We start from the raw sequence: 25,116 nt of genomic DNA, 5'->3' as shown, positions 1-25,116 counted from the left end.
CTTATGCGCGGACGTAACTATCGGCAGACAAGCCGTTACCGCGGGGGATAGCGCAAACGGCCGATGAACCGCGATAGGCTGGGCACATAATCTTGGCGCGCCTTTGCCTGAGCTTTCACTTTTTCAAATTGCATGATATTTTCGATCCGCCGATCCAAAAAAGCCCGTGTTTCTGCAAAATCGGCGCTATCGTCATTGATGAACACAGCCAATGTGCTGCCATAAACGGCTGATAGCGTCATGCGTTTGGTGTAATGGTTGAAATCGCTGGCGCTATCCCCTGCCAGCCGCCACATCCGGTCGGCACTGCGCCAACCCATGCGCGCTGCTGCCACAATATTAGACGGCATGGCCATAATAGCCATGGCACGGCGCAAGGCTTCTTTATCGGCAGCCATAATTTCCAAGCGGCTGGACAACAGCGCGGTTATCCTCGCTCTGATCTTCATCGCGTTTAGTTTTTCGGGCGGCAAGCGCCGGCCCATTTCGGCGTCAATGCTGTCGATCCACGCATCAATCATATCCATGGCACCGCCCTTAAAAGCGAGCATTGCGATGTCGCCATCCAGATTCAAATCGCTGGCCGCTGCACGCACCGCTGTCTCGTTCCAGCCATCAAAAGCCGCATGACTTCCCAATAAGGGAGCAATAGCGATGCGGATCTCGTCTAAGGTCGGATCTTCGGGCAAAGTTTGTATCATAGCCGAAAGATAGGCGGCTTGTTTGTTCAGCGCAACCATTTGAAAATGCGAATTACGGGTAGCGGGATGCAAAATGCAGCAGCAGCAAATGGCCGATGCGGGATAAATGCCCCGTTGCAATTTGAAACCTGCATTGCCAATTAGGGTTGATATTACTTTCTAAGGAAACCCCATTGGCCGATACTCCATCTTTGTTCGATTCTATCCAACTAGGCGCGATTGCCGCGCCAAACCGCATAGTGATGGCTCCGCTAACCCGGGGGCGCAGCGACGAGGGACATGTCCCACAAAGCTCGCTGAAGGCCGAGTATTATGCGCAGCGGGCAAGTGCCGGATTGATCATCGCAGAAGCGACAGGGATAAGCCGCGAAGGACTTGGCTGGCCGTCTGCTCCTGGAATATGGTCGCAGGATCAAATCACCGCTTGGCAACCTGTGACAAAGGCCGTGCATGATGCAGGTGGGCGGATCATCTTACAGCTTTGGCATATGGGGCGGCTGGTGCATCCCGATTTTCTGGACGGTGCCCCGCCGGTCTCCGCCTCTGCCACGACTGCGGGAGGATATGCACACACCCCCACAGGCAAAAAAGATTATGCTGAGGCCCGCGCGCTGGCAAAAGAGGAAATACCCCGGCTGGTGGCCGATTATGTGCAGGCGGCCCATAATGCGATCGCGGCGGGTTTTGACGGCGTGCAAATTCACGCCGCCAATGGATATTTGATCGATCAGTTTTTACGTGATGGCACCAATTTGCGAGATGATGAATATGGCGGCTCGATTGAGAACCGTATTCGGCTGCTGCGCGAAGTAACACAGGCGGTGGCAGGTGCCATCGGCGCCGATCGCACATCGGTGCGCCTGTCACCCAATGGCGAAACGCAAAGCTGCGATGACAGTAATCCGGTTGCGCTGTTTACCGCAGCAGCAGCAGCTTTGCAGGATATAGGAATCGCCTTTTTGGAACTGCGCGAGCAGAAGGATTTTGGCAATTTCGGTCAAACCGATGTGCCGCGCATTTCGCCCGATATCCGCAAAGTGTTTAAAGGTCCGCTCGTGCTCAATCAGGAATATAACCGCGAGCGCGCCGATGCAGATTTAGCATCCGGCTTATGCGACGCCATCAGCTTTGGCCGTCCGTATATTTCCAACCCTGATCTGGTCGCTAGACTGCGTGACAACGCCGAATTGACCCCAGATGATTATAAAAGTTGGTATAGTGACGGACCCGTGGGCTATACCGATTATCCGGTTCGTGCCGCGCAAGAGGTGATATGATTGAAAGCGGGCTTGGTATTTGGGCGATAGCCGTTCCGGCGGCGCTCTTTGCCCTGCTCGCTATCGCCGAATATTGGGCCCCCCGGCGCAAGCTGGCTCTGGGCCGGTATCCCCGCTGGATAACGCACGGAATATTTTTCCTGTGCAACGCAGCCATCGGCCGATTGCTGTCCCTGATCATAGTCGTCGGCAGCGCCGCCACATGGGCCGAAACATCGGGATTTGGTCTGCTGCAAATGACGTCATGGCCGATATGGGTTGAGGCAATTGCTGCATTTGTCATTCTCGACTTTGCCGTTTGGTTTCAACATTTTGTTATGCATAAGCATCCATTATTATGGCGCATGCACAAAGTCCATCATAGCGACCGGGATTTGGATGCCAGCAGCGCGCTCCGTTTTCATCCCTTTGAATTGATCCTGTCCACCTTATACAAATCGCTGTGGGTCGCTTTATTGGGCGTGCCGGTTATGGTCGCGCTGATTTTTGAGCTTTGGCTCAATGCCAATGCGCTGTTCAACCATAGCAATATCCGTTTGCCCAAATGGCTGGACCGGCTCCTTCGCCCGATACTCGTCACGCCCGATATGCATTTCGTCCATCACAGCATCGTGATCGGCGAGCAAAATCGCAATTTCGGCTTTGCACTTAGTATTTGGGACCGCTTGTTCGGCGTCTATTTACCCGAATCGGCGGGCGGGCAGGACCAGCAAATTGTGGGATTGCAGGAAGCGCAAAATAATTCTCCCGGCCGCGCGCTGTGGAGCTTATTATTGCCGCTGCGGTAAGTTTTCCGCCGTCAATCCTGCCAAAATTCTTCGTTTATCGCCTCCGGGTCCGCTAGGGCTGTCAACCGCCGCATGGCCAGCCGCGCCAGCCTTTGCGTTTCAGTTTTGCGCCGGGTGGCATTCAACGCGACCAGCGCCGCCGGGCGGATAATTTGCGCATCATAGGCATCCGCGACAATCAAACCGGTGCGCTGCGGCAGGAATGCTTCACCATCAACCGGTTTCCAGTCAAAACCAGCGGGAACCGCCCAAAAAAAACGGTCGCAATAATCCAGATATTCGGTCCATTTCTGATCACCGAGCAAATCGGCACGTGCGCATTTTATCTCAACGATAATGATTTCGCCCTTGGCATTTAACCCCATTAGGTCAGCCCGCCGTTTATTACGCAAGATAACCTCGCTCTGGACGGAGATTTGATGCCGTAAAAATAACCGCGATACCCCGCGGGCAACACTGGCTGCGTCATGGGCGAGTGGTTGATTGTCGGTATGATTCATTCTTTCGTATTAGAACGAAATAAGAACAAAAAAAAGGCCCCGCGTAACGGAGCCCCTTTTTATTTGCCTTAATACCCTCAACGGTAGAAGATGTGATTGTCAATCGAGCCAAGGCGCGTCAAGCGCCAGCCGGGACGAACCCGTTTGGCATGAAAGAATAACGCACCTTCAACCGGGCTATCCCACGCATCATTCAGGGCGATCTGAGCAATGGCAACGGCATTGCGCCAGCTTTGCTTTGACGTGTTAATCTTTGGCATACGGCCGCCGCGGATGAAGGAAAATTGACTTTTCTGATACACAACGCCGCATATGCTGGACGGGAAACGCCCGGAATTTTTGCGTGCCAACACAACCTTGGCAACCGCCAATTGGCCGGCAAGCGATTCGCCCTTTGATTCAAAAAAGATCGTGCCGGCAAGGCAACGCTCTTCTTCGGTCAAGGCAATGTCGGTATTTTGAGCGCGGACCAGTTCGCGCAGAGACGAAGCCGATATCGGCTGATAAGCGCGGCTATCTTCTTCGGGAATGATTTCTTTTTCGGGAACTTTCATCGGCTCGGTGTCGGCGATGCCTGGGATGAAAATAATGTCACCATTGCCCTTCACAGTCATTTCGACATCGGGCTTGCTAGCCATAGCGGCGGCAGAGACATCTGCGGCTAATACGGCCGGGTCTACAGTGATGACACTGGCCGTTAAGGCAGTATCTGCTTCGGCGCTACCGAAGGCAAGGCCGGGATCAGAATAAATTGTTACTGATGCCAGCGCTACAAAAGTGGCCGCGAAAGTCGCAGCCTTAGAAAATTTTAACATTAAATCAGCAGTTTGTGCGGCTATGTTTGCAAACGGGCAGTAATGCTTTGGTTATAAACCCGGTTGATCCCATATCCGGCTCGCGTGTTTTCCCGGGCACCCCTTTTTGTAACCCGTCGGTAACCTTCGCTATCCGTTGGCGCTCCATTTATTGTGCAGCGCAGCAAAGTCAAGCCTGTTTACCCAATAGTCCGGCGAGCCGTTCATCGTCTGCGGTATCCAGTTCAATTACCCATAAATCCGGATCCCGCGCGGTTCTTTTTTCAAGATATTCGCGAATTTGCGCTTCGGATTCCAGCGTCAATGTGGCCAATGCCTGCCAACTGGGCGGGCCATCCAGCGATGGATAGCGTTCGTATATTTTTGCATTTGCCCCGCGAACCAAGGCCACAATCAATATCGCGCCTGATACCGGATCACCTTTTCGCAATAGAGTGGCGAAATCGCCTTGCGCCTCGGCCAAGCGAATAAAGGCGCTAATTTGAACAGAAGTGGCAAGGCACGGTTCGATGCTCATATTCCCGGTGAACCGAAAATAGCGCGTATAATGAGGTTAAGCCGCATTACGCTCCGGCGGCATGGTGAGCAACGCAAAGACGGCGCCCGCATCCTGCGCGCCCCGTAAATGGGAACAGCTGTCATCATCGCGAAGCATCCGCGACACTTCGGCAAGCGCGCGTAAATGCGCCGCGCCATCATGCGCAGGGGAAATCAGGCAAAAGACCAGATCAACCGGTTCGTCATCAACGGCGTCATATGGAACAGGATGTTCAAGCCGCAAAAACAACCCAACGGGTGCCTGTAATCCTTCAATCTTAGTATGCGGAATCGCGCTACCGCCGCCAAATCCGGTAGCCCCCAAATTTTCCCGCTCGTTCAAACCGTCCAATACGGCCTGGGCATCGACACCATAATTATCCGCTGCCAATTTGGCCAATTTGGCCAAAATAGCTGCTTTATTGGTGCATGCCACACCGGTGCGAACTGCCCCGTCGGCAAGTGTGGAAGAAATTCGAATCATGACCCGATCTATTGTATGCATCACTTCTTAACGGCGATTGCATACGCCCCAAAACGTTGAAATATAATCTGAAACAGCTTGGATTGGCAACGATAAGGTGGGCGGTTATCTTGGTTCTACCCATCCGATTGTGCCATCTTCGCGGCGGTAAACCATATTATGACGTCCAGTTCCAGTATTTTTGAATAATAGCGCCGGGGTGTTGCGCAAATCCATCATCATCACGGCGTCGGATACCGAAGAAACAGGGATATCTGCTTTTGTTTCGGCTATGATTGCGGGCGAGTCAGGCGCATCGGCCTCATCCTCATAATCCATTGAGTCAAAAACCGTATAGGCGGCTTCTTCTTCTTTTAAGGCATGGGCTGCTTGCGAGTGACGATCATGAATTCGGCGCATATAGCGGCGCAATTGCTTTTCGATTTTGTCAGCGGCGCCATCAAAAGCCACATGGGCATCGCTGGCTTCGGCGCGGCCTTTTAGCACGAGGCCTTGCATAACATGCGCAACGATATCACACGCAAATTTATCATGCGGTGCCCGGCCAAAGGTTGCATGAGCCGAAATGGCCCGCGAAAAATATTTATCAGCGATAGCGGACAAACGCGATTCAACGTGGCCTTGCAAAGCTTCGCCTGTTTCGACCTGATGACCTGAAACCCGTATGTCCATTTGCTGTCTCCTTGTAAGATAAAATATAATCTAAATAACTGCTTAGGGTAAACGCCCTGTGTCATTCCACAGTGCATCTTTTATATTGGCGATAAAGGCGCTGTGTCGTTGTAATTCTTCTTCGGCGGGCCTGTGCGGACGGGCGGGCCGGAATGGGCGGTCGCTGCGCGGTTGGATACTGGTCATCGGTTCCTCGCCGATGCTCCGACCTTCTTCTTCCGCAAGGCCAAGGCCGATCTGCCGCCCTCCGGTCAGCTCAACATAAAGATGCGCCAGCAATTCTGCATCGAGCAATGCGCCATGCTTCACCCGGTGGCTGCGATCTATGCCATAGCGGGTGCACAGCGCATCGAGCGACATTTTTGCGCCGGGATGTTTGATACGTGCAATCGCTATTGTATCGACCATCCGGCCCATATCGATGGGGTTATACCCGCATTTTTCCAGCTCCATATTGACGAAGCCGAAGTCGAAACTGGCATTATGCGCGACCAACGGGGAATCTCCGATGAAGCGCAGCAATTCAGCCGCTTTTTCCGCGAATAAAGGTTTGTCCGACAGAAAAACGTCGGACAGGCCGTGCACTTGCTCAGCGGCGGCCGGCATGGGGCGCTGCGGATTATAATAGCAATGATAGGTTTCGCCGGTCATCACCCGGTCAATCATTTCAACACAACCTATTTCAACCATCCGGTCCCCGTTATGGGGATCAAATCCGGTTGTTTCAGTGTCGAAAATTATTTCTCTCATGTTGCAGTCAATATCGGCTCATTCATGCCGTTGCGCAAGTCCCTGCCGCAGCTTTTTGACGATTTTTCGCAACTGTTTCCGCGTTTCATCAAGGGTAGCGCCGGTATAAATGACATGATCCGCCCTTGCTCGTTTTTCCGAATCGGGCGTTTGAAGCGCCAATATTTGTTCGAACCTCTCTTTGGTCATCCCGTCGCGGGCCAATACTCTCGCGCGTTGTTGATCGGCTGCAGCCGATACCACGATAACCACGTCAACCATATCGGAGCCGCCGGTTTCAAACAAAAGCGGTATGTCGACAACCACCATATCGTCATTTTGATGCGCCGCAAAAAAGGCCATTCGCGCTTTGCCGACCGCTGGATGAATGATGGATTCGAGCTGCGTCAGCTTTGCCTTATCGCCCAAAACCGCTGCGCCCAACGCTTTGCGATCGACACCATATGGGCCAGTCGTGCCCGGAAATGCTGCCTCGATTGCGCTAATCAGTGCTCCGTCTGGGCCCTGCAGCCGGTGCACCTCGGCATCGGCGTCAAAAACCGCTATCCCTTCATCCTCGAACATTTTTGCTACGGTCGATTTGCCCATGCCGATTGAACCCGTGAGACCAACGATCAAGGGGCGGCCCCCAGCGGATTCAGCCGCATCGGTCATCGCACCAAAATATCCCTCAATTCATCATCATGTCCTTCGGGCGGCTTTTCGCCAAAAAATAATTCAAAAGCCAGCGCAGCTTGACCAATCAACATATCCAGCCCGTCAATAGCCTCAAACCCCATGGATTTCGCCATTTTCAACAATGGCGTTTCGAGCGGAACATAGACCAGATCGTAAACCAAAGCATCCGGTGCCAACGGGGACAGGTCCATATGAAGCGGCTCTTGGCCTTTCATGCCCAGCGGGCTGGCATTCACCAACAACGCGGCTGGCAGCAGTTTCGCGTCAAAAGGTAGAACCTTACCCTTCAACCCAAAATGCGCCAGCAGGCCCGCTGCTTTCAGTCCGCTGCGCGCCAATAAGGTTACTTCGCCGATTCCTGCCCGCGCCAATGCAAACAGCACCGCTCTTGCAGCGCCGCCTGCGCCAATCACGATGGCACTCTGCCCCGACCAGTCCATCTCCGCCAATGGCAGGAAAAATCCGCCTGCATCTGTATTTGTGCCAATCAGCGCGCCGTCAGTTCCCCGGAATACTGTATTCACCGCCCCGATACTGCCCCGAATATCACCAGGATCACTGACATGGTCGAGCGCAGCGATTTTATGCGGAATCGTGATATTGCACCCGCGCCAATCGGGGTCGCCGCGCCGCATATCAAAATAGCCACCCAGTTGGTCCGCTGTCACATGATTCGCCGTATAGCGTGCTTTTATTCCTAGTTTTTCCAGCCAAAATCCGTGGATGAGCGGGGATTTACTTTGCGCTATCGGATCACCGATCACCTCGGCATAGGGTTGCGGCGATGATGACGTCATGAAGGTAGGTTACCCCTGATCCTCAGATAATCAAGGATCGCAAGCAGCGGCATGCCCATGATCGCGTGATGATCGCCTTCGACTTTTTGGAATAGCTGCAATCCTTCTGCCTCGATGCGGTAGCAGCCCACGCATGGGCGGATTTCCTCCCAATATTGATCAACATATTCGTCGATGAAACGGGCGCTCAGCGCGCGCATAGTCAGCACCGCCTTTTCAATATGCCGCCAGCTCGGCCTGCCGCCCTCTGCGATGACAGCGGCGCTATATAGCCTGTGGGTTTTGCCCGAAAGTGCAGCGAGTTTTTCCTTGGCCTCATCGGGGCTTTCGGCTTTGCTCATCGTCGCGCCATCTGGCCCTTCCAATATCTGGTCGGACCCCAGCACCAGCGCGCCAGGATATTTTTTGGATATTTTGACCGCCTTTGCTTCAGCCAAGGCATCGCTCATAACGCGCGGCGTGGCATTTTCAGCAATCATCGCCTCTTTAATCGCATCTTCGTCAACCATCGGGGCAACACCGTCCAATTTAAGACCAACGGATTCCAACATGGCGAGCCGAGCCGCGCTTTTGGATGCCAAAATCAGGTCCTTGGCAATGACTTGATTCATATATTAGCCCTTTCATTGACAAGATTTATGATCGCCGCCGCGCTTTCCTCAATCGAACGGCGCGTGACATCGATAACCGGCCAATCATTATCCGCAAACATACGCCGCGCATAGGCCACCTCTGCTTTTACCCGTTCGGCATCGACATAATCGGTATCTGGAGCCTGATTCAACGATAACAGCCGGTTGCGCCGTACCTGAATCAACCTTTCGGGATTGGTGATAAGACCAACAACCATTGGATTTTTAAGCGTATAGAGACTTTCAGGCGGCGGCGATTCCGGTACAATTGGAATATTCGCGGTTTTATACCCGCGATTGGCCAGATAAATGCTCGTCGGTGTTTTCGATGTCCTCGATACACCTGCAAGCACGATATCCGCTTCTTCCCAATTATGCGCATTGATGCCGTCATCATGGGCAATGGTAAACTGTATCGCCTCCACGCGGGCAAAATAAGCAGCGTCCATCAAATGCTGCCGCCCCGGCCGGGCCTTCGCCTGTTGTCCCAGCATATTGGACAAAGCATCAGTAACCGTGTCGAGCGCCGCAATAGCGGGCAGGTTAAGCGCCCGGCATCGTTGCTCCAGCTTTCGCCGTGTGTCCCGGTTCACCAGTGTGAATAACACCATTCCAGGGTTTTTTGCGACATCAGCCAATATCCGGTCCAAATGACTTTCCGAGCGCACCATGGGCCAAAAATGCTTGACCACATCATCTGTGCCATCAAACTGTGCCAACGCAGCTTTGGCGATATTTTCCAGCGTTTCCCCTGTGGAATCCGATAAAAGATGCAGATGGAATTTATGCGCCATAGGACAGCTTTGTGGGCTAGTTGTGGATAAATCAAGGGACAAATTTGGCGCTCCCTCATTGTACCCGATGCGAGTCATTTCACCTTCGATTCGGCCACAAATTGTCCACAAGTGAAATAGGTTTCACACAGGCTGTGAATAACGAGGATAAAATTTGCGAATCCAAGAGTCTTTCAGATCGCTTTGCCGTCAAGCTGTTGGCAAATTCCGCAAAAGCGCTTATTGGCCGCTTTGTCCACATTACCATCATCTTTCATCATTCTATTATAAATAATTATATTGATTGGATCTGATTCCGATATGCCTGCTCTGCCCGTCAAAAAATTGCTCAATGTTCTGCGCGGGCAAAAAGAAGATATCCCGCCTGTCTGGCTTATGCGTCAAGCAGGGCGCTATTTACCCGAATACCGCGCTTTGCGGGCAGACAAAGGCGGGTTTCTCGAACTTGTATATGACAGCGATGCTGCCGCCGAAGTGACGCTGCAGCCTATCAGGCGTTTTGGTTTCGACGGATCCATATTATTTTCGGATATTTTGATCATACCCTATGCGATGGGTCAGGATTTATGGTTTGAGGCAGGTGAAGGGCCGCGCCTCGCTCCGCGTATGGCAGAGACGCCGCTGGACAGTTTAAAAGCTGATTTAAGCCGGCTAGAGCCTATCTATGATACCGTTCGCAAGGTCGCGGCGGCATTACCTGCCGAAGTCACCTTTTTGGGCTTTGCGGGCAGCCCATGGACGATTTCGACCTATATGGTAAATGGGCAAGGATCGAAGGATCAAAGTGAGACGCGGCGCATGGCCTATAATGAGCCAGAACGCTTTGCCGCGCTGATTGATGCTATCGCCGATATGACGGTGGATTATCTATCGGGTCAGATTGACGCCGGAGTTGATGCGGTGCAATTGTTTGACAGCTGGGCAGGATCGTTATCGCCGCAGCAATTTGACCGGTGGGTCATTGCGCCTAATGCCAAAATTGTAGAAGCGCTGAAAGCGCGTCATCCCGATGTTCCGGTGATCGGTTTTCCAAAGGGAGCGGGCGGAAAATTGGCGGCTTACGCAAATGCAACCGGCGTCGATGCCATCGGTATCGATGAAACCGTGGATCCTGTCTGGGCCAATCAGATTTTGCCGAAGGGGATGCCGGTTCAGGGCAATCTTGATCCGCTGGCTTTGATAGCCGGAGGAGACAGTTTGGAAATTGCGGTGTCGGCGATCAAATCAGCTTTTCAGGATCGCCCGCATATTTTTAATCTGGGTCATGGGATTCAGCAAGATACCCCTATTGATCATGTCACAAAGCTGCTTAAATTGGTGCAAGGCGATAATGCCTCAGGATAATTTATGACGGACATTTTCGCTTTGCTCTATCTTTGGCTCAAATCCGCCCATCTCATTTTCGTTATATTCTGGATGGCCGGGCTATTTATGCTCCCGCGCTTTTTTGTCTATCATCAGGAATCCGCGATCGGCAGCGCGGAGAGCGAGCTGTGGGTCGAGCGCGAAAGGCGATTGATTAAAATCATCCTGAATCCTTCGATGATTGTTGTGTGGGTTTTGGGATTATATCTCGCCTATGAAATCGGCGCCTTTAAAGAAGGCTGGTTCCATGCCAAAATGCTGTTTGTATTGCTGTTATCGGGCTATCACGGCTGGATGGCGGGTTATGCAAAGAAGCTGGCCGGCGGTGAACGAAAGCTTGCCGGCAAAAAACTGCGTTTGTTAAACGAAGTGCCTGGCGTGGCAGCGGCTATCATCGTCATTTTGGTGATCGTTAAGCCGTTTTGAGCGTCGGTTCAGATTGATTGACATGGGCGCGGTAGGCGACTAACTGAGGTGCCAAGCCCGTCCGGGCATGAGGCGCCGTTTTCCAGTTAAATATAAAGCGCCATCAAAACTCTCTCCAAAATCCAGCCTGCTTATGTCTGGACTCCAATATTAGCGAATGGTTGCGCCATGCATTTAAAAGATTTGAAAGATAAAAAACCCGCCGAGCTCGTCGCAATGGCCGAAGAAATGGACATTGAAGGCGCATCGACCATGCGCAAACAGGATTTGATGTTCGCAATTCTGAAAGAGGTTGCGGATGATGGCGAGGAGACAATGGGCCTGGGCACCATTGAGGTACTGCCTGATTCATTCGGCTTTCTGCGGTCTCCAGAGGCAAATTATCTGGCGGGTCCCGATGATATTTATGTGTCACCCAATATTGTACGCCAATATGGGCTGCGGACCGGCGACACCGTTGAAGGCGAAATTCGCGCACCGCGTGATGGCGAGCGTTATTTCGCGCTGACCAAGCTGACCAGCATCAATTTCGATGATCCTGATGTCGTGCGCCACCGGGTGAATTTTGACAATTTAACGCCGCTTTATCCGGATAAAAAATTGACACTGGATAGCAATGATCCGACCGAGAAGGATAAATCGGCGCGGGTGATTGATATTATTTCTCCGCAGGGCAAAGGTCAGCGTGCCCTGATCGTCGCGCCGCCGCGCACCGGTAAAACCGTCTTGCTGCAAAATATCGCCCGTGCCATTACCGATAATCATCCTGAAGTGTTCCTGATCGTTCTATTGATCGACGAACGGCCCGAAGAGGTGACCGATATGCAGCGCAGCGTGAAGGGTGAGGTCGTATCTTCGACCTTTGACGAACCCGCCACGCGCCATGTTCAAGTCGCCGAAATGGTGATCGAAAAGGCAAAGCGGCTGGTGGAGCATAAGCATGATGTCGTCATCCTACTCGATTCCATCACGCGCTTGGGCCGCGCATATAACACCGTAGTACCGAGCTCTGGCAAGGTGTTAACCGGCGGCGTCGATGCCAATGCGCTGCAGCGTCCAAAGCGCTTTTTTGGCGCGGCACGAAATATCGAGGAGGGCGGTTCGCTGTCCATTATCGCAACTGCGCTCATTGATACCGGCAGCCGTATGGATGAGGTTATCTTTGAGGAATTCAAAGGCACCGGCAACAGCGAAATCGTGCTTGATCGCAAAGTCGCCGATAAACGCATTTTCCCAGCATTGGATGTGGGCAAATCGGGCACACGTAAGGAAGAAATTCTGGTCGAACCCGATAAGCTTAAGAAAATGTGGGTATTGCGGCGCATATTGATGCAAATGGGCACGGTTGATGCGATGGAATTCCTGCTCGACAAGATGAAGGATTCCAAGACGAATGAGGATTTCTTCGACAGCATGAACCAATAGGAATTTCTGTTTTGATATTGGAACAGGCCCTATTACATATCCGAAAAGGACAGTCTGCTGCGTTTGAAGCTGCCATGGCGCAGGCGAAACCTTTGATCGCGGCCTCTGCGGGATTTCTGGGTTTTGAAGTTCGGCCAGCGGCAAGGCAAGCGGATCTATATTTGTTAACGGTGCGTTGGGATTGTGTAGCGAGCCACGAAGAGGGTTTTCGCAAATCCGATCGCTATGCCAAATGGCGCGAGTTGCTGCATGGTTTTTACGATCCTATGCCCGAAGTTATATATTTTGAGGAACCGGTAATTTCATGATCGATTTTCTGATGATTTTTGCAAGTGCTGCGGCGCAGGGATTTGGCGGACCTGCCGATATGTGGCAGGCTATTGTTAAAGATTTCAGCAACATAACGGAACCCGCTGCTTTTGCCGCGTTTTTGCAGGTGCTGGCGATTGATCTGGTTTTGGCAGGTGACAATGCGATTGTGGTTGGCGCTTTGGCTGCTGGTTTGCCCCCTGAGCAACGTAGAAAAGTGATCGTTATCGGGGTGCTGGCGGCGCTGGTTCTGCGGATCGCTTTTGCGTTGGTGGTGACACAACTCATGCAGGTGATTGGGCTTATATTCATCGGCGGATTGCTGCTTGTTTGGGTGGCATGGCGGATGTGGCGGGAATTGCGGCATGATGGGATGAGTCCCGGTTCGCCGGAAATTACTGGCGACGAATCATCAGGTCTGCGCCCTGCGAAAAGCTTTGCGGGAGCAGCTTGGGCCGTTGCCGTCGCTGATGTGTCGATGAGCCTTGATAATGTGCTGGCCGTTGCTGGCGCTGCGCGCGAACATCCGGGCATTTTAATCGTCGGCCTGATTTTCGCGGTGGCGTTGATGGGTGTGGCCGCGAATATTATCGCCAAATATATAGAACGCTATAAATGGATCGCCTATATTGGATTGGCCGTCATCGTATATGTCGCGGTCAAGATGATCTACGAAGGCTGGGTCGATCCAAATGTCGGATTGGGGACCTTGTTGGGGTAATCTAACCCAGCCATTTGGCAAAAAACTCCGCCGTCCGTGCATCGGCAAGTTTTGCGCCCTCATCATTGCGCCGGTGTCCGGTTTCGGTGGCGAAACCGTGGTCTAGCCCAACATAGTCGTGCAGCGTAACCTTAGGATGATTATCCAATGCAGCGTGAATGGCGGCCTGTGCCTCTGGGCCAACAAAATGGTCGGCAGTGGGAATGTGAAGCATGAGTGGATTGGCAATAGCGTGGGATTCGTCCAGCATTTGGTCGATCATCACCCCATAATAGCCAACGGAGGCATCAATGTCGGTGCGCGCTGCCGCCATATACGCAAGGCGTCCGCCGAGGCAATATCCAACGCAGCCGACCCTTTGCGCCGGAGGTGTTCCGTCAAGGCCCGCTCGCACGGCCCGGATCACTACCTCGATATCATATACGCCTTTGTCGGCGTCATATTTTTGGAAATAGCCAAAAGCCTGTTGCAAGTCGGCCTCAATGTCTGGGTCCAGTTCCACGCCTGGGGCAAACCGCCAAAAGAGTTCGGGCGCGACGGCGAGATAGCCTTGTGCGGCAAGCCGGTCGCATTTCGTTCTGATACCTGCATTAACGCCAAATATCTCGGGAATAACGATGATCGCTGCCGACGCAGCTTGATCTGGCGCGGCCACATAAGCGTAAAATTGGCCTTCACCGTTCATTGCTGCAATTTGTTTTAACTCGCCCATATTATTGCTCCGGTAATTTCAATTGTTTGATTCGCGCTTTCCCCTATATTGATAGCAATCAGGTTAGAGAGCGCCAACCAGCCAAGAAGGATAGCGGGCCCATGAAAATGAACATAGAAATAGATTGCACGCCGGAGGAAGCCCGGACGTTATTGGGCCTGCCCGATGTGACAAAGGCGAATGAGGCCTATGTCGAAAATGTCACTAAGCTGATGCAGGGTGCCGGGGGCATTGAACAGTTGCAGGAACTGGGCAAGCAAATCGCACCGATGGGTCAAATGGGATTGCAGCTATTCCAACAATTGATTGAAACCGGCGCGAAGGCGGCGTTTTCGGGCGGCAAGGATAAAAAGTAATCCCTCTGCTTTGATCGTTACGCTATGAAAAACGCCGCAACCATTTTTGCGCTGTCCAGCGGCGCACCGCCATCTGCGATCGCCATCGTCAGGATTAGCGGCCCTGCGGCTTTCGGCGCGGTAAAGCAGCTTACCGGGCGCAAATTGCCTATGCGAAAACCGTCTTTGGCAAAGCTGTACGATCCTATGGACAGCACGGTGCTCGATCAGGCTCTAGTGCTGTTATTTCCGGCACCGAATAGCGCAACAGGAGAAGACTTGGCGGAACTACATCTGCATGGCGGGCGTGCGGTTGTTCGGGCGGTCGAGGGGGTTTTGGGCCGGATAGAAGGAATGCGTCCGGCATTGGCAGGGGAGTTTACCCGCCGGGCTTTTTTAAATGGACGGATTGATTTGAATGAAGCGGACGGTCTTTCGGATTTGCTGTCCGCTGAAACGGAATGGCAGAGACGGTCGGCGGTAGAAATGCTGGGCGGGGCGTTTAGCCGGGCCGTGGAGGGATGGCGCACCGAATTGCTGCGTATATCGGCGCTTACCGAGGCTGAGCTCGACCTATCCGATGAAGATGACGTATCGGATCAGAATAGCCATGTAATAACAGATGCTTGCATCAGGTTGCGCAGAGAAATCGATAAGCTATTGGCGCGGCCAGCGGCGGAAAAATTGCGCGACGGGCTTCGCATTGTGCTGGGCGGACCGCCCAATAGCGGAAAATCCACTTTATTGAATGCTTTGGTCGAAAGAGATGCGGCTATCGTTTCAGATATTGCGGGGACGACGCGGGATGTGATTGAGGTGCCTATGGCTATTGATGGCATGGCGTTCATCTTCACCGATACTGCAGGGGTAAGAATTGACAGTGACGATGCGATTGAAAATATAGGGATAGAAAAAGCGCATCACGCTTTTTCGCTGGCCGACATGATCCTTTGGCTGGGCCCAGAAGAACAGGCTCCTGCGCATCCCAATGTTATCCAGGTAGAGACTAAATCCGACATTGCGGCCCGCCAGCAAAAATCAGCTAAATCCTTTTGGGTGTCGGGTAAGACGGGCGCTGGCCTGTCTTTATTGTTGGCTGATATATCGCGGCGCGCCAAAACCCTGTTACCACCGGAAGACAGCTATGCGGTCAATATGCGTCAGCGCGCTCTTTTGGCCGATGCGGCAGCGGCGCTCACCGAGGTTGAAGGCATCGATGACTGGTTGATCATCGCTGAACAATTGCGTTTGGCGCGGCTCGCGTTAGATGCGCTGACCGGACGGTCTCACACCGAGGATTTGCTCGATGTGGTCTTCGGAACATTTTGCGTAGGCAAGTGATGCGGCTGTGCTGTCGATTGTTTCACGTGAAACATTGAAAGCGGCTTTGACCATGGGCATGGCCTGCGCTAAAGGGCTTGGACTATGAAAGATCGTTCATCCCTTAACTTTGACATTGTGGTCATTGGTGGCGGCCATGCGGGCTGTGAAGCAGCGTCAGCTGCCGCGCGCATGGGGATGGCCGTCGCATTGGTCAGCTTTACCAAGGCGATGATCGGTGCCATGTCCTGTAATCCAGCAATTGGCGGTTTGGGCAAAGGTCATTTGGTTCGAGAGGTTGATGCCTTTGACGGCATTATCGCGCGAGCAGCAGATGATGCAGCGATACATTATCGAATGCTCAATGCGTCCAAAGGTGCAGCGGTTCAGGGCCCAAGAATTCAGGCTGATCGGCGATTATTTAAGGCCTCGGTGCAGAGGCAATTGGGGGTCTATTCAAACCTAACGATCATAGAGGGTGAGGCGGCGGCGCTGTTATTTGATGGCCGGAATGATCGGCGGGTAACAGGTATCAATTTAGCAGATGGCAGCGCGGTTCATGCAAAAGCAGTCATATTGGCCACTGGCACCTTTTTAGGCGGGAAATTATTTCGCGGCGAAGAGCGGCTGGAGGGCGGACGCATTGGCGAGAATAGCGCGTTAAAACTCGCAGACCAGATTCGCTCGGCGGGGCTGCCGATGGCCCGTTTGAAAACAGGAACACCGCCGCGCTTGGACGGCCGGACGATAAATTGGGCGGCATTGGACGAACAGCCCTCCGACGATGGCAACTGGACGATGTCGGCGATGACCAAACGGCGCCCGGTGCCTGAAATATTCTGCGCGGTAACCCGGACCAATGTGATCACTCACGATATTATTCGATCGGGCCTAGACAGGTCCCCGTTATTTGGCGGCGATATTCAAGGCCAGGGGCCGCGTTATTGCCCGTCTATTGAAGACAAAATATTCCGTTTTGGTGACCGCGATGGGCATCAGATTTTCTTGGAACCCGAGGGGCTGGATAGCCATTATATCTATCCCAACGGTATCTCGACTTCCCTGCCGACCGACATACAGGCGGCGATGGTGCGGTCGATGGCAGGTTTGGAAGATTGTGAAATCATTGTTCCGGGCTATGCGGTCGAATATGATCATATTGATCCAAGGGCGCTTGACCGCAATTTGGCGGTCAGCGGATTTGAAGGCCTTTATTGCGCTGGTCAAATAAATGGCACGACCGGTTATGAAGAAGCCGCAGCGCAGGGTTTGATCGCGGGGATGGGGGCAGCTTGCCAGATATTGGAACGCGATGCGCCGGCCATCGACCGTTCAAACAGCTATATCGCGGTCATGGTCGATGACCTTGTCCTGCAAGGTGTGACCGAGCCCTATCGGATGCTGACGGCGCGGGCTGAATATCGGTTGCGGCTCCGCGCTGATAATGCAGCGACACGGTTGACGCCGCTGGCCATTGAGGTGGGCGTTGTTGGTGCGCAGCGTCAGTCTGCCTATGAACAGCGTGCCGCCCAGCGCGAATCAATTGATACCGCTTTGGCCGAAAGTGTAACAGCTGATCAGCTTATTCAGGCAGGACTGAATGTTAAGAGTGATGCGGGCCGGATGCCGTTAATCGATTGGCTCCGCTTTCCGTCCGTGACGGTCAATGATCTCCTATCCGTTTCATGTGAAACATCGGAATTTCCCGATGACTTGATCGCGGAGGTTGAACAGGACGGCCGATATGCCCCCTATATGGCCCGGCAAGAAGCCGAGATTGCGGCGTTGACCAGCAATGAGCGTATTCGGTTGGCAGCTGATTTTAACTATAAGTCAATTGCAGGCTTGTCGAATGAGATGGTAGAGCGATTGAGTTTGGCCCGGCCTGAAACATTGGCGGCGGCAGCCCGGGTGAGGGGGGTTACACCTGCCGCGCTGGCAGCGATATTGGTGCATGCCAAACGGGCAAGCAATTCCGAATCAAAAGCAGCATGACCGAAGATGAAGCCAAAGCTTGGCTGATATCGCAGTTGAATGTTTCACGTGAAACAATGGAGAAGTTGGAATGCTTCATCGCCTTTCTGCGTGCTGAAGCGGAAAATCAGAATTTAATCGCTGCATCGACTTTGGATAGCATATGGGCCCGCCATATAGTCGATAGCGCTCAATTGCTGATCCATTTACCTGCGGATATGCAGAAGCATCAGCGCTGGTTGGACCTAGGCTCTGGTGCTGGTTTTCCAGGAATCGTGATTGCGCTGCTCACGAATCATCAGATCACCTTGGTTGAATCGCGCGCACGGCGGATAGATTATTTGGAGCGGGCGGCTTTGTTGCTCGATTTTGGGACACAGGTGCAAATAGCCGGAAGTCCTGTCGAAAAGCTACAAAGTCAAAAATATGATGTAATTAGCGCCCGAGCCTTTGCCCCGCTGCCCCGATTGTTGAGCGGCGCGGCGCGATTTTCCACAGAAAAGAGTTACTGGCTATTACCAAAGGGCCGAAATGCGGTTAAGGAAATGGAAGATGTCACAGGTCAATGGCCCATTGATTTTCGCGTCGTGCCAAGCATAACCGATGCGGATGCGGGAATATTGATCGGCCGTTTACGCGGTGTTTTGCCGAAAAAGGCAAAAAAATAGCGAGGATATAATGATGATCCGTATAGCAATTGCGAACCAAAAAGGCGGCGTCGGGAAGACCACAACCGCAATCAATATGGCCACCGCAATGGCGGCGAGCGGATGGAAATGCTTGTTGATCGATCTCGATCCACAAGGCAACGCCTCCACCGGGCTCGGCGTAAAACAGGCGGACCGCGTGCATAGCAGTTATGATTTATTATTCGGTGAAGCGGGAATTGAGGAATCGGCCATAGCAACGATTATTCCGGAATTGGACATTATTCCGGCCACGGTCGATTTATCCGGCGCTGAAGTAGAATTGGTGGAGTTTGAAGATCGGACGCACCGGTTAAAGACCGCTTTCGATGACGCGGCGGATAAATGGGATATTGTGCTGATCGACTGCCCGCCCTCTTTGGGTTTGCTTACGATCAATGCTCTGGTCGCGGTCGATTCCATCATTGTCCCGTTGCAATGCGAATTTTTTGCATTGGAAGGATTAAGTCAGCTTTTACAAACAGTTGAACGGATACAAAAACGCTTCAACCCCGATTTATCGATCCGGGGTGTAGTCTTGACCATGTATGACCGCCGCAACCGCTTGACCGATCAGGTTGAGGAGGATGTGCGCAGCTGCTTAAGCGGATTGGTTTTTGACACCGTCATACCGCGCAATGTGCGCCTGTCCGAGGCGCCGAGCCATGGATTGCCCGCATTAGTTTATGATCATCGGTGCAGCGGTTCTGAGGCTTATATGGCGCTTGCCCGGGAATTGATCGGCCGCCTGCCCGCAAAAGAGGAGTTAGCCGCATGAGCGATCCAAAGGAAAAAGCAGTGCCTCGCAAATTGGGCCTCGGGCGCGGATTGGACGCGCTGCTGGGTGAGGCCATCCGGGAACAGCCGGTAGTGCGCGATGATGGCGATGCATCTGCCGTTAACTCGAACAGTAAAGCACGGGCGGTAGCAGCCGGGATCGCTTCTATCAATGTCGCCGATATCACGCCCAACCCCGCTCAACCGCGGCGGCATTTTGCCGAACCCGCATTGGAGGAATTGGCGCAAAGCCTATCGCGTCATGGAATAATTCAGCCCATCGTCGTGCGCCCTTTTGGAAAAGGCTATCAAATTGTCGCCGGTGAACGGCGCTGGCGTGCGGCACAAAAAGCACAAATCCATAGCATTCCCGCCATAGTTCGGGATTTTGATGACGCGGAAACGCTTGAAATAGCGATTATAGAAAATATTCAGCGGCAGGATCTGAACCCAATCGAGGAGGCCGAAGCCTATAAAAGGCTGTCTGACGAATTTGGTCACAGCCAAGCGGCGCTGGCGCAAATTGTCGATAAGTCGCGCAGTCATGTTGCCAATATGATGCGTCTGCTCGACCTGCCGCCAACATTGCGCGATCTGGTGATCGAAAATAAACTGCAAATGGGCCATGCTCGGGCGCTATTGGGGAGCGAGCAAGCGGTGGAGCTTGCCGCTGTCGTCGTTAAAAAAGGCCTGTCGGTCCGTGCGACCGAAGCGTTGGTCCGCAAAAACAAATCAGGATCGAAGGCCGCAACGACAAAACCGTCCATGCGGGATGCGAGCGCCGATGCAGATATCCGCGCAGTAGAAAACCATTTGGGCGATTTGTTGGGATTGAAGGTGATGATCAAACAGGAAGGTTCGAGCGGTGCGGGCGCGGTGACATTCCAATATGGCAGCTTGGATCAGCTTGATATGCTATGCCAGCGTTTGACCGGCGAAACATTTTAAGCGGGCGGTACCGATCCACCAAAATAGCGGTGAAACTCTTTGTAAAATCGTGTCACCGTTAACAAATGAATCCCAATCCTGTCGGATTTAGCGCTAAAAAATCCATCTAAGACATTGAAATAAAATAATTATATCAGTAAAAAAGTTAAGATCGATTAACCAAAGGGCTTCGCGAGTCCTTATGATTCGTGCGGCAAAAGGGGCCATGGATGCAGTGGGGCATTCCTGAAATTGCACTTTGTCGCAAGAGGACTATATTATGTTGAACAAAATGAAATTCGCTTTGGCTGGAACGATTGCAGCCGCTTCTTTGGTTTCCGGCGCGGCTAATGCTGCTACCGAGACAGCAAATGCTGAAGCCGAAATCCTGACACCTGTTGCTTTGTCGGCTGTTACTGATCTGGACTTTGGTCTGATCGCGGGCGACGCAGATGGCGGCACCGTTGCTTTGCCAACGGCATCAGACACACGCAGCTGCACCGGCGTTATTTGCGTAGGAACCGCGACCCGCGCGTCGTTTCAGGTAACCAACGCGACCCAAGGTCAAGTTGTTGCTCTGTCGGTTCCAACAACTGGTGTTGCTTTGAGCGGCCCTGGCGCCAATATGCCGGTTTCGCTGGCATTGTCCAACGCGTCGATCACATTTAACTCGGCTGCTTTGCAGACTGTTTACATCGGCGGCACGTTGACTGTTGGTGCAAACCAAGCAGCTGGCGTTTACAGCACAACCTTCCCGGTGACTGCAGATTATCAGTAAGCATTTCTACCTTCTGTAAAGGTTGAATGAATAAATGAGCCCTCGGCTGGAGCAATCCATCCGGGGGCTCATTGCCTTTGCGCGCAAAGCAGTTGCAATATGGGCAACCCGCAAGGATCAATAGCGCAGCATCAATTTGGTAGCGTGTATTAGGCTGTTGGTAACTATATTCTGTCAATCATATCCTTCGAATTATGCACGGCGCGTCGCCGCCTGTGCAACAACAGAGGATAGTAAATAGATGTTCACAAAAATCGCCCAATCGTTCAGCCCATTTGCCCTCGTTATGGCGACTATGGTCACAGCGCCGATGGTGATGTCCGCCCCGGCCTATGCCGCCGGAGACTTGCTGGTTGCGCCGACCCGCGTGGTGCTCGATGGCCGCCGGGGTACGGAGGTGATCCTCAATAACATCGGCGAAGAAGAGGCGACATACCGGATTTCTTTGGAGCTGCGCCGAATGAATGATGTCGGACGATTGGAAGAAGTGCCGGAAGAGGCGGCCAATGAAAAAGAGCAGGCAATACAGCGGATTATCCGTTATGCGCCGCGCCGTGTCACCCTGCCGCCCAATCAACCCCAATCGATCCGCATTGGTCTGACCCAAATGCAGGACCTGCCGGACGGTGAATATCGGGCGCATATGTTATTTCGCGCAATTCCCAAAACCGCTGCCGTCACGGACACCGAGGATGCTGGCGATGGCGTGCAGATACAGTTGATTCCGGTATATGGCGTGACCATTCCGATCATTGTTCGCAAAGGTCAACTGGAAGCACAGGCAGCGCTTGCCAACCCGCGCGTCGAAAGCACCGTGGACGGTCCCGCTTTGGCTTTTGACCTAAGCCGCAAGGGGAGTGCATCTGTCTTTGGAGAAATTCGGGTATCCAAGCCTGGCATTTCAGAGCCAGTAATGGTGGCCCGCGGCATCGCAATATATCCTGAACTCGAATCGCGCGTGGTAACCTTGCCCGTCAATGAGGAGATTTTGGCGGCGTTAAAAGGGCCTGTTACTATCGGCTATTATGAAGCCGTTGAAAATGGCGGCGCGTTAATTTCGGAGGTCAAATCTGTCCTGAATTAAGGGCTCACTCGCCCGGATCAAGGATCGGCCAAATACGTGTCCCTATCATTTCCCACCTTGCGAAAGACGCTGGCGCTTGTCGCCATGGCAGTCGGAACCCTATCGGTTCCGGCTGCACCTGCATTTGCGTCTGATAACGCTAATATGTGGAAGGCCAATAGCGACGATGCGCTGTTACTCGACGTGCGGTCGGGGCAATGGCGTGTTGGCGATGGGGTCAGGGGTTATCAAACTAATACAGATATTTGCGTTGATTTGGGCGATTTTATTATGGCGTTGGACCTGCCAGTGCGGCTTGACAAAAAGTCGCGCCGCGCAACTGGCTGGTTGTTTAAGGAAAACCGCATAATCACCATCGACCGTGACCTTGGTATAGTACAAATCGTGAACAAGGAAACTAAGATCAAGCCTAATGACATTTATGACACGCCGGAAGGCTGGTGCGTGAATACAGATATATTGGCTCAATGGTTGGACGTAAAAGTCACGCCCGATTTATCCAATTCGTTACTGATCCTGGAATCGGACGAAAAGCTGCCTTTCGAACTGGCTGAAGAACGCAAAGCCCGGGCGGGTAAGGTTCAACCGCGCAAGACATTTGATCTATCGTCCCTGCCACAGGCGCATGATCCCTACAAACTGTGGCGCACACCGTCTATTGACGTCGTGGCGTCGGCAGGCGCGCGGCAGGATAAATTGCGCGGCGCAACTTTTGACGCGCGATATGAGGTTTATGCCAGCGGTGAATTGGCCGGGGCGTCATTTGACGCGCGTTTATCTTCGGATAACCAGGGTGTTCCGGAAAAGCTTCGTTTTCGGGCCTATCGTACCGATCCAGCAGGTCAGCTATTGGGGCCGCTTGCGGCGACACATTTTGCGGTTGGTGATGTCTCTACGGCCTCGACCGCGCTGGGACCACAGGGGAGCGCGGGGCGCGGGGCCTACGTTACCAATCGGCCTACAGAACGGCCTGATAGTTTCGACCGCACCACATTTCGCGGCGAGCTGCCCGATGGGTGGGATGCTGAGCTTTATCGCAATGATCAATTGATCGGATATGTGCAAAGCCGCGGTGATGGCCGTTATGAATTTCTCGACGTGCCGCTCCAATTTGGGCAAAACCAGTTTGAGGTCATATTATATGGCCCGCAGGGTCAAGTCAGGCGTGATAGCCGCTTAATTCCTGTTGGCCTCGATTCCATTCCGCCGCGTGAAACTTATTATTGGGCCGGGATTCAAGATGCTGGTCAGGATTTGTTGAATTTTGGCAGCGATGTTGCGGCAGATACCGATGGGTGGCGCGGCGGATTTGGTTTGGAACGCGGGATAGATGCGCGGACATCGGTCGGTGCGGCCTTTACCAGCTCCCAATTCAGAGGCGTAAGGCGCAATTATTTGGAAGGGTCGCTGCGCCGGGCATTGGGGCCTGCATTGATGGAACTATCAGCGGCCAGCAATTTTGCTGGGGGCTATGCCTTGCGCGGTCAGGCATTAGCGCAATTTGGAGAAACATCGGTGAGCGCGGAAGCCGCGCTGTTTCAAGACGGTTATCAAAGCGAACGATTTGAAATTGACCTACAACGGCTATTGGCGCTTTCCGTCGACCAAAGCGTCAGCATCTTTGGCGAAAAAATTCCCGTTCATGTAGAAGCGCGCCATAGGCGCCGGACCAGCGGCGATGAAACATTGGAAATGCTTGGCCGTTTATCGTTTAATATCAATAGGATAAATGCAAGTACGGAAATCAAATGGGAACAGGAAAAACGGGCATTTGGCAATGACCCACCCGCCCGGCTTGATGCCCTTATGCGTTTATCGGGCCGGATCGGCCGTGTACGTCTTCGCGGCGAGACGGAATTCGGGCTGTCGGGTGACGATACGGGTTTTCGCGAATCAAAATTGACGGCTGATTACCGGGCGAGCGATCGTTCGGAATATCGTTTGGAGCTTGGCTATAATGCCGCAAGCGACCGTGGGCGTTTGTCTGCTGGATATACACGCCGATTCGAAAAATTTGCGTTGACCGGGCAATTGGAAGCCGCAACCGATGGCTCTGTTGCCGCAGGCCTGAGCCTGGCATTCAGCCTCGGCCCCGATCCGCGCGGCGGTTTCCGGGTGGCATCGGAAAAACTGGCGGCGACGGGACAGGCGCTGGCGATCGTTTATACCGATGAAAATGGCGACGGGATCCGCCAACCCGAGGAGCCATTGCATAAAGAGGTGGAGTTGACTGCGGGTTTGAATGGCCGTGGTAAGCCGACAGATGCGACCGGGGCATCGATGATCGACGGGTTGCAGCCATTCCAGCCCATTTTAATCGGTGTCGACGCGTCCAGTCTGCCCGATCCATTTGTGCAGCCGGCCACCAAAGGCATCGTTGTGACACCCCGTCCGGGCATACCATTTGTTGTTGAATTGCCGCTTGTTGCGGCGGGTGAAATTGCGGGCACGTTGCAAAAAGAGGGCGGACGCATCTTAAGCGGCGTCGATATCGACCTGCTTGACCAAAAGGGCAATGTCGTGAAGACGACCCGCAGCGAGTATGACGGATTTTTCCTGTTTGAAGGCGTGCCTTACGGCAAATATCGCCTGCAAATATCGCCGCTCGCCGCCAATATTATAGGGGTGAATAGCCGTTTGTCCGAAATCGCCGAACTGAGCAAGACGCGGCCCATGGCCGAATTGGGCATTGTGACAGCGCAGCCAGCCAAACGGATTGCAGACGCAGCAGATACGTTATCCGCCGACCCGCAAACGGCGAAAAAATAGACGCGGCTATCGTCGCCCTCCATGTAACAAAGGGGTGTGTCTTGCTGAATAGATGGTGGCAGAGTAGGGTTTGCCCATGCCCG

The 25,116-nt window shown here is 53.1% G+C and carries 28 protein-coding genes; 16 read left to right on the top strand and 12 right to left on the bottom strand.

Features of this window, described 5'->3' with window-relative positions; genetic code table 11:
- Window positions 1–35 precede the first annotated feature (35 nt).
- Complete coding sequence (locus ACFOWX_RS02730; RefSeq protein ID WP_381421036.1) at window positions 36–701, bottom strand: COQ9 family protein; 666 nt, start codon at window positions 699–701, stop codon at window positions 36–38.
- Between the two features lie 173 nt (window positions 702–874).
- Here ACFOWX_RS02730 and ACFOWX_RS02725 point away from each other — a divergent pair, with 173 nt between their 5' ends.
- Both ACFOWX_RS02725 and ACFOWX_RS02720 read left to right on the top strand, forming a co-directional pair.
- Window positions 875–1,978, top strand: a complete 1,104-nt coding sequence (locus ACFOWX_RS02725; RefSeq protein WP_381421034.1) for an alkene reductase — start codon at window positions 875–877, stop codon at window positions 1,976–1,978.
- Window positions 1,975–2,766: a sterol desaturase family protein gene (locus ACFOWX_RS02720; RefSeq protein WP_381421032.1), complete on the top strand. Its 792-nt coding sequence runs from the start codon at window positions 1,975–1,977 to the stop codon at window positions 2,764–2,766. Before ACFOWX_RS02725 ends, ACFOWX_RS02720 begins: the two co-directional genes overlap by 4 nt.
- An 11-nt stretch (window positions 2,767–2,777) precedes the next feature.
- On the opposite strand, the gene ACFOWX_RS02715 is transcribed toward ACFOWX_RS02720, so the two are convergent.
- From ACFOWX_RS02715 to ACFOWX_RS02670, 10 genes are all read right to left on the bottom strand, one after another.
- Entirely contained in the window at window positions 2,778–3,266 is a 489-nt protein-coding gene (locus ACFOWX_RS02715) for an MmcB family DNA repair protein (protein ID WP_381421030.1), read from the bottom strand.
- A 77-nt stretch (window positions 3,267–3,343) separates the two neighbouring features.
- Complete coding sequence (locus ACFOWX_RS02710; RefSeq protein WP_381421029.1) at window positions 3,344–4,081, bottom strand: cell wall hydrolase; 738 nt, start codon at window positions 4,079–4,081, stop codon at window positions 3,344–3,346.
- A gap of 169 nt (window positions 4,082–4,250) precedes the next feature.
- Window positions 4,251–4,598 carry a DUF1491 family protein gene (locus tag ACFOWX_RS02705; RefSeq protein ID WP_381421028.1) on the bottom strand — a complete coding sequence of 116 codons (348 nt, stop codon included), beginning with the start codon at window positions 4,596–4,598 and terminating at the stop codon, window positions 4,251–4,253.
- A gap of 36 nt (window positions 4,599–4,634) precedes the next feature.
- The gene (locus tag ACFOWX_RS02700) at window positions 4,635–5,102 is read right to left on the bottom strand and encodes a PTS sugar transporter subunit IIA (protein ID WP_381421026.1); all 468 of its coding nucleotides are present in this window, start codon (window positions 5,100–5,102) and stop codon (window positions 4,635–4,637) included.
- A 105-nt stretch (window positions 5,103–5,207) separates the two neighbouring features.
- Complete coding sequence (hpf, locus tag ACFOWX_RS02695; RefSeq protein ID WP_381421024.1) at window positions 5,208–5,774, bottom strand: ribosome hibernation-promoting factor, HPF/YfiA family; 567 nt, start codon at window positions 5,772–5,774, stop codon at window positions 5,208–5,210.
- A 42-nt stretch (window positions 5,775–5,816) separates the two neighbouring features.
- A complete protein-coding gene (gene dnaQ / locus ACFOWX_RS02690) occupies window positions 5,817–6,524 on the bottom strand; it encodes a DNA polymerase III subunit epsilon (RefSeq protein WP_381421022.1) in 708 nt (235 codons plus the stop codon).
- An 18-nt stretch (window positions 6,525–6,542) separates the two neighbouring features.
- Window positions 6,543–7,178, bottom strand: coding sequence for a dephospho-CoA kinase (gene coaE, locus ACFOWX_RS02685; RefSeq protein WP_381421020.1), 636 nt, complete (start codon window positions 7,176–7,178; stop codon window positions 6,543–6,545).
- Window positions 7,175–7,999, bottom strand: coding sequence for a shikimate dehydrogenase family protein (locus ACFOWX_RS02680; RefSeq protein WP_381421019.1), 825 nt, complete (start codon window positions 7,997–7,999; stop codon window positions 7,175–7,177). The genes coaE and ACFOWX_RS02680 overlap by 4 nt, the downstream gene beginning before the upstream one ends.
- Window positions 7,996–8,610, bottom strand: coding sequence for a Maf family protein (locus tag ACFOWX_RS02675; RefSeq protein WP_381421018.1), 615 nt, complete (start codon window positions 8,608–8,610; stop codon window positions 7,996–7,998). The genes ACFOWX_RS02680 and ACFOWX_RS02675 overlap by 4 nt, the downstream gene beginning before the upstream one ends.
- Window positions 8,607–9,425, bottom strand: a complete 819-nt coding sequence (locus ACFOWX_RS02670; RefSeq protein ID WP_381421016.1) for a pyruvate, water dikinase regulatory protein — start codon at window positions 9,423–9,425, stop codon at window positions 8,607–8,609. The genes ACFOWX_RS02675 and ACFOWX_RS02670 overlap by 4 nt, the downstream gene beginning before the upstream one ends.
- A 300-nt stretch (window positions 9,426–9,725) precedes the next feature.
- Here ACFOWX_RS02670 and hemE point away from each other — a divergent pair, with 300 nt between their 5' ends.
- The 5 genes from hemE (at window position 9,726) to ACFOWX_RS02645 (ending at window position 13,671) form a co-directional block, all read left to right on the top strand.
- A complete protein-coding gene (gene hemE, locus ACFOWX_RS02665; RefSeq protein WP_381421015.1) occupies window positions 9,726–10,769 on the top strand; it encodes a uroporphyrinogen decarboxylase in 1,044 nt (347 codons plus the stop codon).
- A gap of 3 nt (window positions 10,770–10,772) precedes the next feature.
- Window positions 10,773–11,216, top strand: a complete 444-nt coding sequence (locus tag ACFOWX_RS02660) for a CopD family protein (protein ID WP_381421013.1) — start codon at window positions 10,773–10,775, stop codon at window positions 11,214–11,216.
- Between the two features lie 168 nt (window positions 11,217–11,384).
- Entirely contained in the window at window positions 11,385–12,641 is a 1,257-nt protein-coding gene (rho, locus tag ACFOWX_RS02655; protein ID WP_381421012.1) for a transcription termination factor Rho, read from the top strand.
- A gap of 11 nt (window positions 12,642–12,652) precedes the next feature.
- Complete coding sequence (locus ACFOWX_RS02650; protein ID WP_381421010.1) at window positions 12,653–12,949, top strand: antibiotic biosynthesis monooxygenase family protein; 297 nt, start codon at window positions 12,653–12,655, stop codon at window positions 12,947–12,949.
- Window positions 12,946–13,671, top strand: coding sequence for a TerC family protein (locus tag ACFOWX_RS02645; protein WP_381421008.1), 726 nt, complete (start codon window positions 12,946–12,948; stop codon window positions 13,669–13,671). Before ACFOWX_RS02650 ends, ACFOWX_RS02645 begins: the two co-directional genes overlap by 4 nt.
- A 1-nt stretch (window position 13,672) precedes the next feature.
- Here the strand turns inward: ACFOWX_RS02645 and ACFOWX_RS02640 are convergent, their stop codons facing one another.
- Complete coding sequence (locus ACFOWX_RS02640; RefSeq protein ID WP_381421006.1) at window positions 13,673–14,383, bottom strand: dienelactone hydrolase family protein; 711 nt, start codon at window positions 14,381–14,383, stop codon at window positions 13,673–13,675.
- A 101-nt stretch (window positions 14,384–14,484) separates the two neighbouring features.
- Between ACFOWX_RS02640 and ACFOWX_RS02635 the strand changes: the two genes are divergently transcribed.
- From ACFOWX_RS02635 to ACFOWX_RS02595, 9 genes are all read left to right on the top strand, one after another.
- Complete coding sequence (locus ACFOWX_RS02635) at window positions 14,485–14,739, top strand: DUF6489 family protein (RefSeq protein ID WP_381421004.1); 255 nt, start codon at window positions 14,485–14,487, stop codon at window positions 14,737–14,739.
- A 24-nt stretch (window positions 14,740–14,763) separates the two neighbouring features.
- The gene (gene mnmE, locus ACFOWX_RS02630) at window positions 14,764–16,059 is read left to right on the top strand and encodes a tRNA uridine-5-carboxymethylaminomethyl(34) synthesis GTPase MnmE (RefSeq protein WP_381421002.1); all 1,296 of its coding nucleotides are present in this window, start codon (window positions 14,764–14,766) and stop codon (window positions 16,057–16,059) included.
- Between the two features lie 84 nt (window positions 16,060–16,143).
- Window positions 16,144–18,033 carry a tRNA uridine-5-carboxymethylaminomethyl(34) synthesis enzyme MnmG gene (mnmG, locus tag ACFOWX_RS02625; protein WP_381420999.1) on the top strand — a complete coding sequence of 630 codons (1,890 nt, stop codon included), beginning with the start codon at window positions 16,144–16,146 and terminating at the stop codon, window positions 18,031–18,033.
- Window positions 18,030–18,680, top strand: a complete 651-nt coding sequence (rsmG, locus tag ACFOWX_RS02620; protein ID WP_381420997.1) for a 16S rRNA (guanine(527)-N(7))-methyltransferase RsmG — start codon at window positions 18,030–18,032, stop codon at window positions 18,678–18,680. The genes mnmG and rsmG overlap by 4 nt, the downstream gene beginning before the upstream one ends.
- Before the next feature lie 13 nt (window positions 18,681–18,693).
- On the top strand, window positions 18,694–19,476 hold the full coding sequence (locus tag ACFOWX_RS02615) for a ParA family protein (protein ID WP_381421075.1): 783 nt from the start codon (window positions 18,694–18,696) through the stop codon (window positions 19,474–19,476).
- Window positions 19,473–20,423: a ParB/RepB/Spo0J family partition protein gene (locus ACFOWX_RS02610; RefSeq protein WP_381420995.1), complete on the top strand. Its 951-nt coding sequence runs from the start codon at window positions 19,473–19,475 to the stop codon at window positions 20,421–20,423. The genes ACFOWX_RS02615 and ACFOWX_RS02610 overlap by 4 nt, the downstream gene beginning before the upstream one ends.
- 259 nt (window positions 20,424–20,682) lie before the next feature.
- Entirely contained in the window at window positions 20,683–21,180 is a 498-nt protein-coding gene (locus ACFOWX_RS02605; protein ID WP_381420993.1) for a DUF4402 domain-containing protein, read from the top strand.
- Between the two features lie 241 nt (window positions 21,181–21,421).
- On the top strand, window positions 21,422–22,264 hold the full coding sequence (locus ACFOWX_RS02600) for a fimbrial biogenesis chaperone (RefSeq protein ID WP_381420991.1): 843 nt from the start codon (window positions 21,422–21,424) through the stop codon (window positions 22,262–22,264).
- An 84-nt stretch (window positions 22,265–22,348) separates the two neighbouring features.
- Window positions 22,349–25,033 carry an MSCRAMM family protein gene (locus ACFOWX_RS02595; RefSeq protein ID WP_381420989.1) on the top strand — a complete coding sequence of 895 codons (2,685 nt, stop codon included), beginning with the start codon at window positions 22,349–22,351 and terminating at the stop codon, window positions 25,031–25,033.
- Window positions 25,034–25,116: the final 83 nt, after the last annotated feature.

This window comes from Sphingorhabdus arenilitoris (assembly GCF_042651485.1).
Lineage (GTDB): Bacteria > Pseudomonadota > Alphaproteobacteria > Sphingomonadales > Sphingomonadaceae > Sphingorhabdus_B > Sphingorhabdus_B arenilitoris.
This window is presented reverse-complemented; position numbering and strand designations above follow the sequence as displayed.

Coding starts and splice junctions, on each gene's coding strand:
- ACFOWX_RS02730 (WP_381421036.1), bottom strand. CDS start 701: ATGATACAAACTTTGCCCGAAGATCCGACCTTAGACGAGATCCGCATC.
- ACFOWX_RS02720 (WP_381421032.1), top strand. CDS start 1,975: ATGATTGAAAGCGGGCTTGGTATTTGGGCGATAGCCGTTCCGGCGGCG.
- ACFOWX_RS02715 (WP_381421030.1), bottom strand. CDS start 3,266: ATGAATCATACCGACAATCAACCACTCGCCCATGACGCAGCCAGTGTT.
- ACFOWX_RS02710 (WP_381421029.1), bottom strand. CDS start 4,081: ATGTTAAAATTTTCTAAGGCTGCGACTTTCGCGGCCACTTTTGTAGCG.
- ACFOWX_RS02705 (WP_381421028.1), bottom strand. CDS start 4,598: ATGAGCATCGAACCGTGCCTTGCCACTTCTGTTCAAATTAGCGCCTTT.
- ACFOWX_RS02700 (WP_381421026.1), bottom strand. CDS start 5,102: ATGATTCGAATTTCTTCCACACTTGCCGACGGGGCAGTTCGCACCGGT.
- hpf (WP_381421024.1), bottom strand. CDS start 5,774: ATGGACATACGGGTTTCAGGTCATCAGGTCGAAACAGGCGAAGCTTTG.
- dnaQ (WP_381421022.1), bottom strand. CDS start 6,524: ATGAGAGAAATAATTTTCGACACTGAAACAACCGGATTTGATCCCCAT.
- coaE (WP_381421020.1), bottom strand. CDS start 7,178: ATGACCGATGCGGCTGAATCCGCTGGGGGCCGCCCCTTGATCGTTGGT.
- ACFOWX_RS02680 (WP_381421019.1), bottom strand. CDS start 7,999: ATGACGTCATCATCGCCGCAACCCTATGCCGAGGTGATCGGTGATCCG.
- ACFOWX_RS02675 (WP_381421018.1), bottom strand. CDS start 8,610: ATGAATCAAGTCATTGCCAAGGACCTGATTTTGGCATCCAAAAGCGCG.
- ACFOWX_RS02670 (WP_381421016.1), bottom strand. CDS start 9,425: ATGGCGCATAAATTCCATCTGCATCTTTTATCGGATTCCACAGGGGAA.
- hemE (WP_381421015.1), top strand. CDS start 9,726: ATGCCTGCTCTGCCCGTCAAAAAATTGCTCAATGTTCTGCGCGGGCAA.
- ACFOWX_RS02660 (WP_381421013.1), top strand. CDS start 10,773: ATGACGGACATTTTCGCTTTGCTCTATCTTTGGCTCAAATCCGCCCAT.
- rho (WP_381421012.1), top strand. CDS start 11,385: ATGCATTTAAAAGATTTGAAAGATAAAAAACCCGCCGAGCTCGTCGCA.
- ACFOWX_RS02645 (WP_381421008.1), top strand. CDS start 12,946: ATGATCGATTTTCTGATGATTTTTGCAAGTGCTGCGGCGCAGGGATTT.
- ACFOWX_RS02640 (WP_381421006.1), bottom strand. CDS start 14,383: ATGGGCGAGTTAAAACAAATTGCAGCAATGAACGGTGAAGGCCAATTT.
- ACFOWX_RS02635 (WP_381421004.1), top strand. CDS start 14,485: ATGAAAATGAACATAGAAATAGATTGCACGCCGGAGGAAGCCCGGACG.
- mnmE (WP_381421002.1), top strand. CDS start 14,764: ATGAAAAACGCCGCAACCATTTTTGCGCTGTCCAGCGGCGCACCGCCA.
- mnmG (WP_381420999.1), top strand. CDS start 16,144: ATGAAAGATCGTTCATCCCTTAACTTTGACATTGTGGTCATTGGTGGC.
- rsmG (WP_381420997.1), top strand. CDS start 18,030: ATGACCGAAGATGAAGCCAAAGCTTGGCTGATATCGCAGTTGAATGTT.
- ACFOWX_RS02615 (WP_381421075.1), top strand. CDS start 18,694: ATGATCCGTATAGCAATTGCGAACCAAAAAGGCGGCGTCGGGAAGACC.
- ACFOWX_RS02610 (WP_381420995.1), top strand. CDS start 19,473: ATGAGCGATCCAAAGGAAAAAGCAGTGCCTCGCAAATTGGGCCTCGGG.
- ACFOWX_RS02605 (WP_381420993.1), top strand. CDS start 20,683: ATGTTGAACAAAATGAAATTCGCTTTGGCTGGAACGATTGCAGCCGCT.
- ACFOWX_RS02600 (WP_381420991.1), top strand. CDS start 21,422: ATGTTCACAAAAATCGCCCAATCGTTCAGCCCATTTGCCCTCGTTATG.
- ACFOWX_RS02595 (WP_381420989.1), top strand. CDS start 22,349: ATGGCAGTCGGAACCCTATCGGTTCCGGCTGCACCTGCATTTGCGTCT.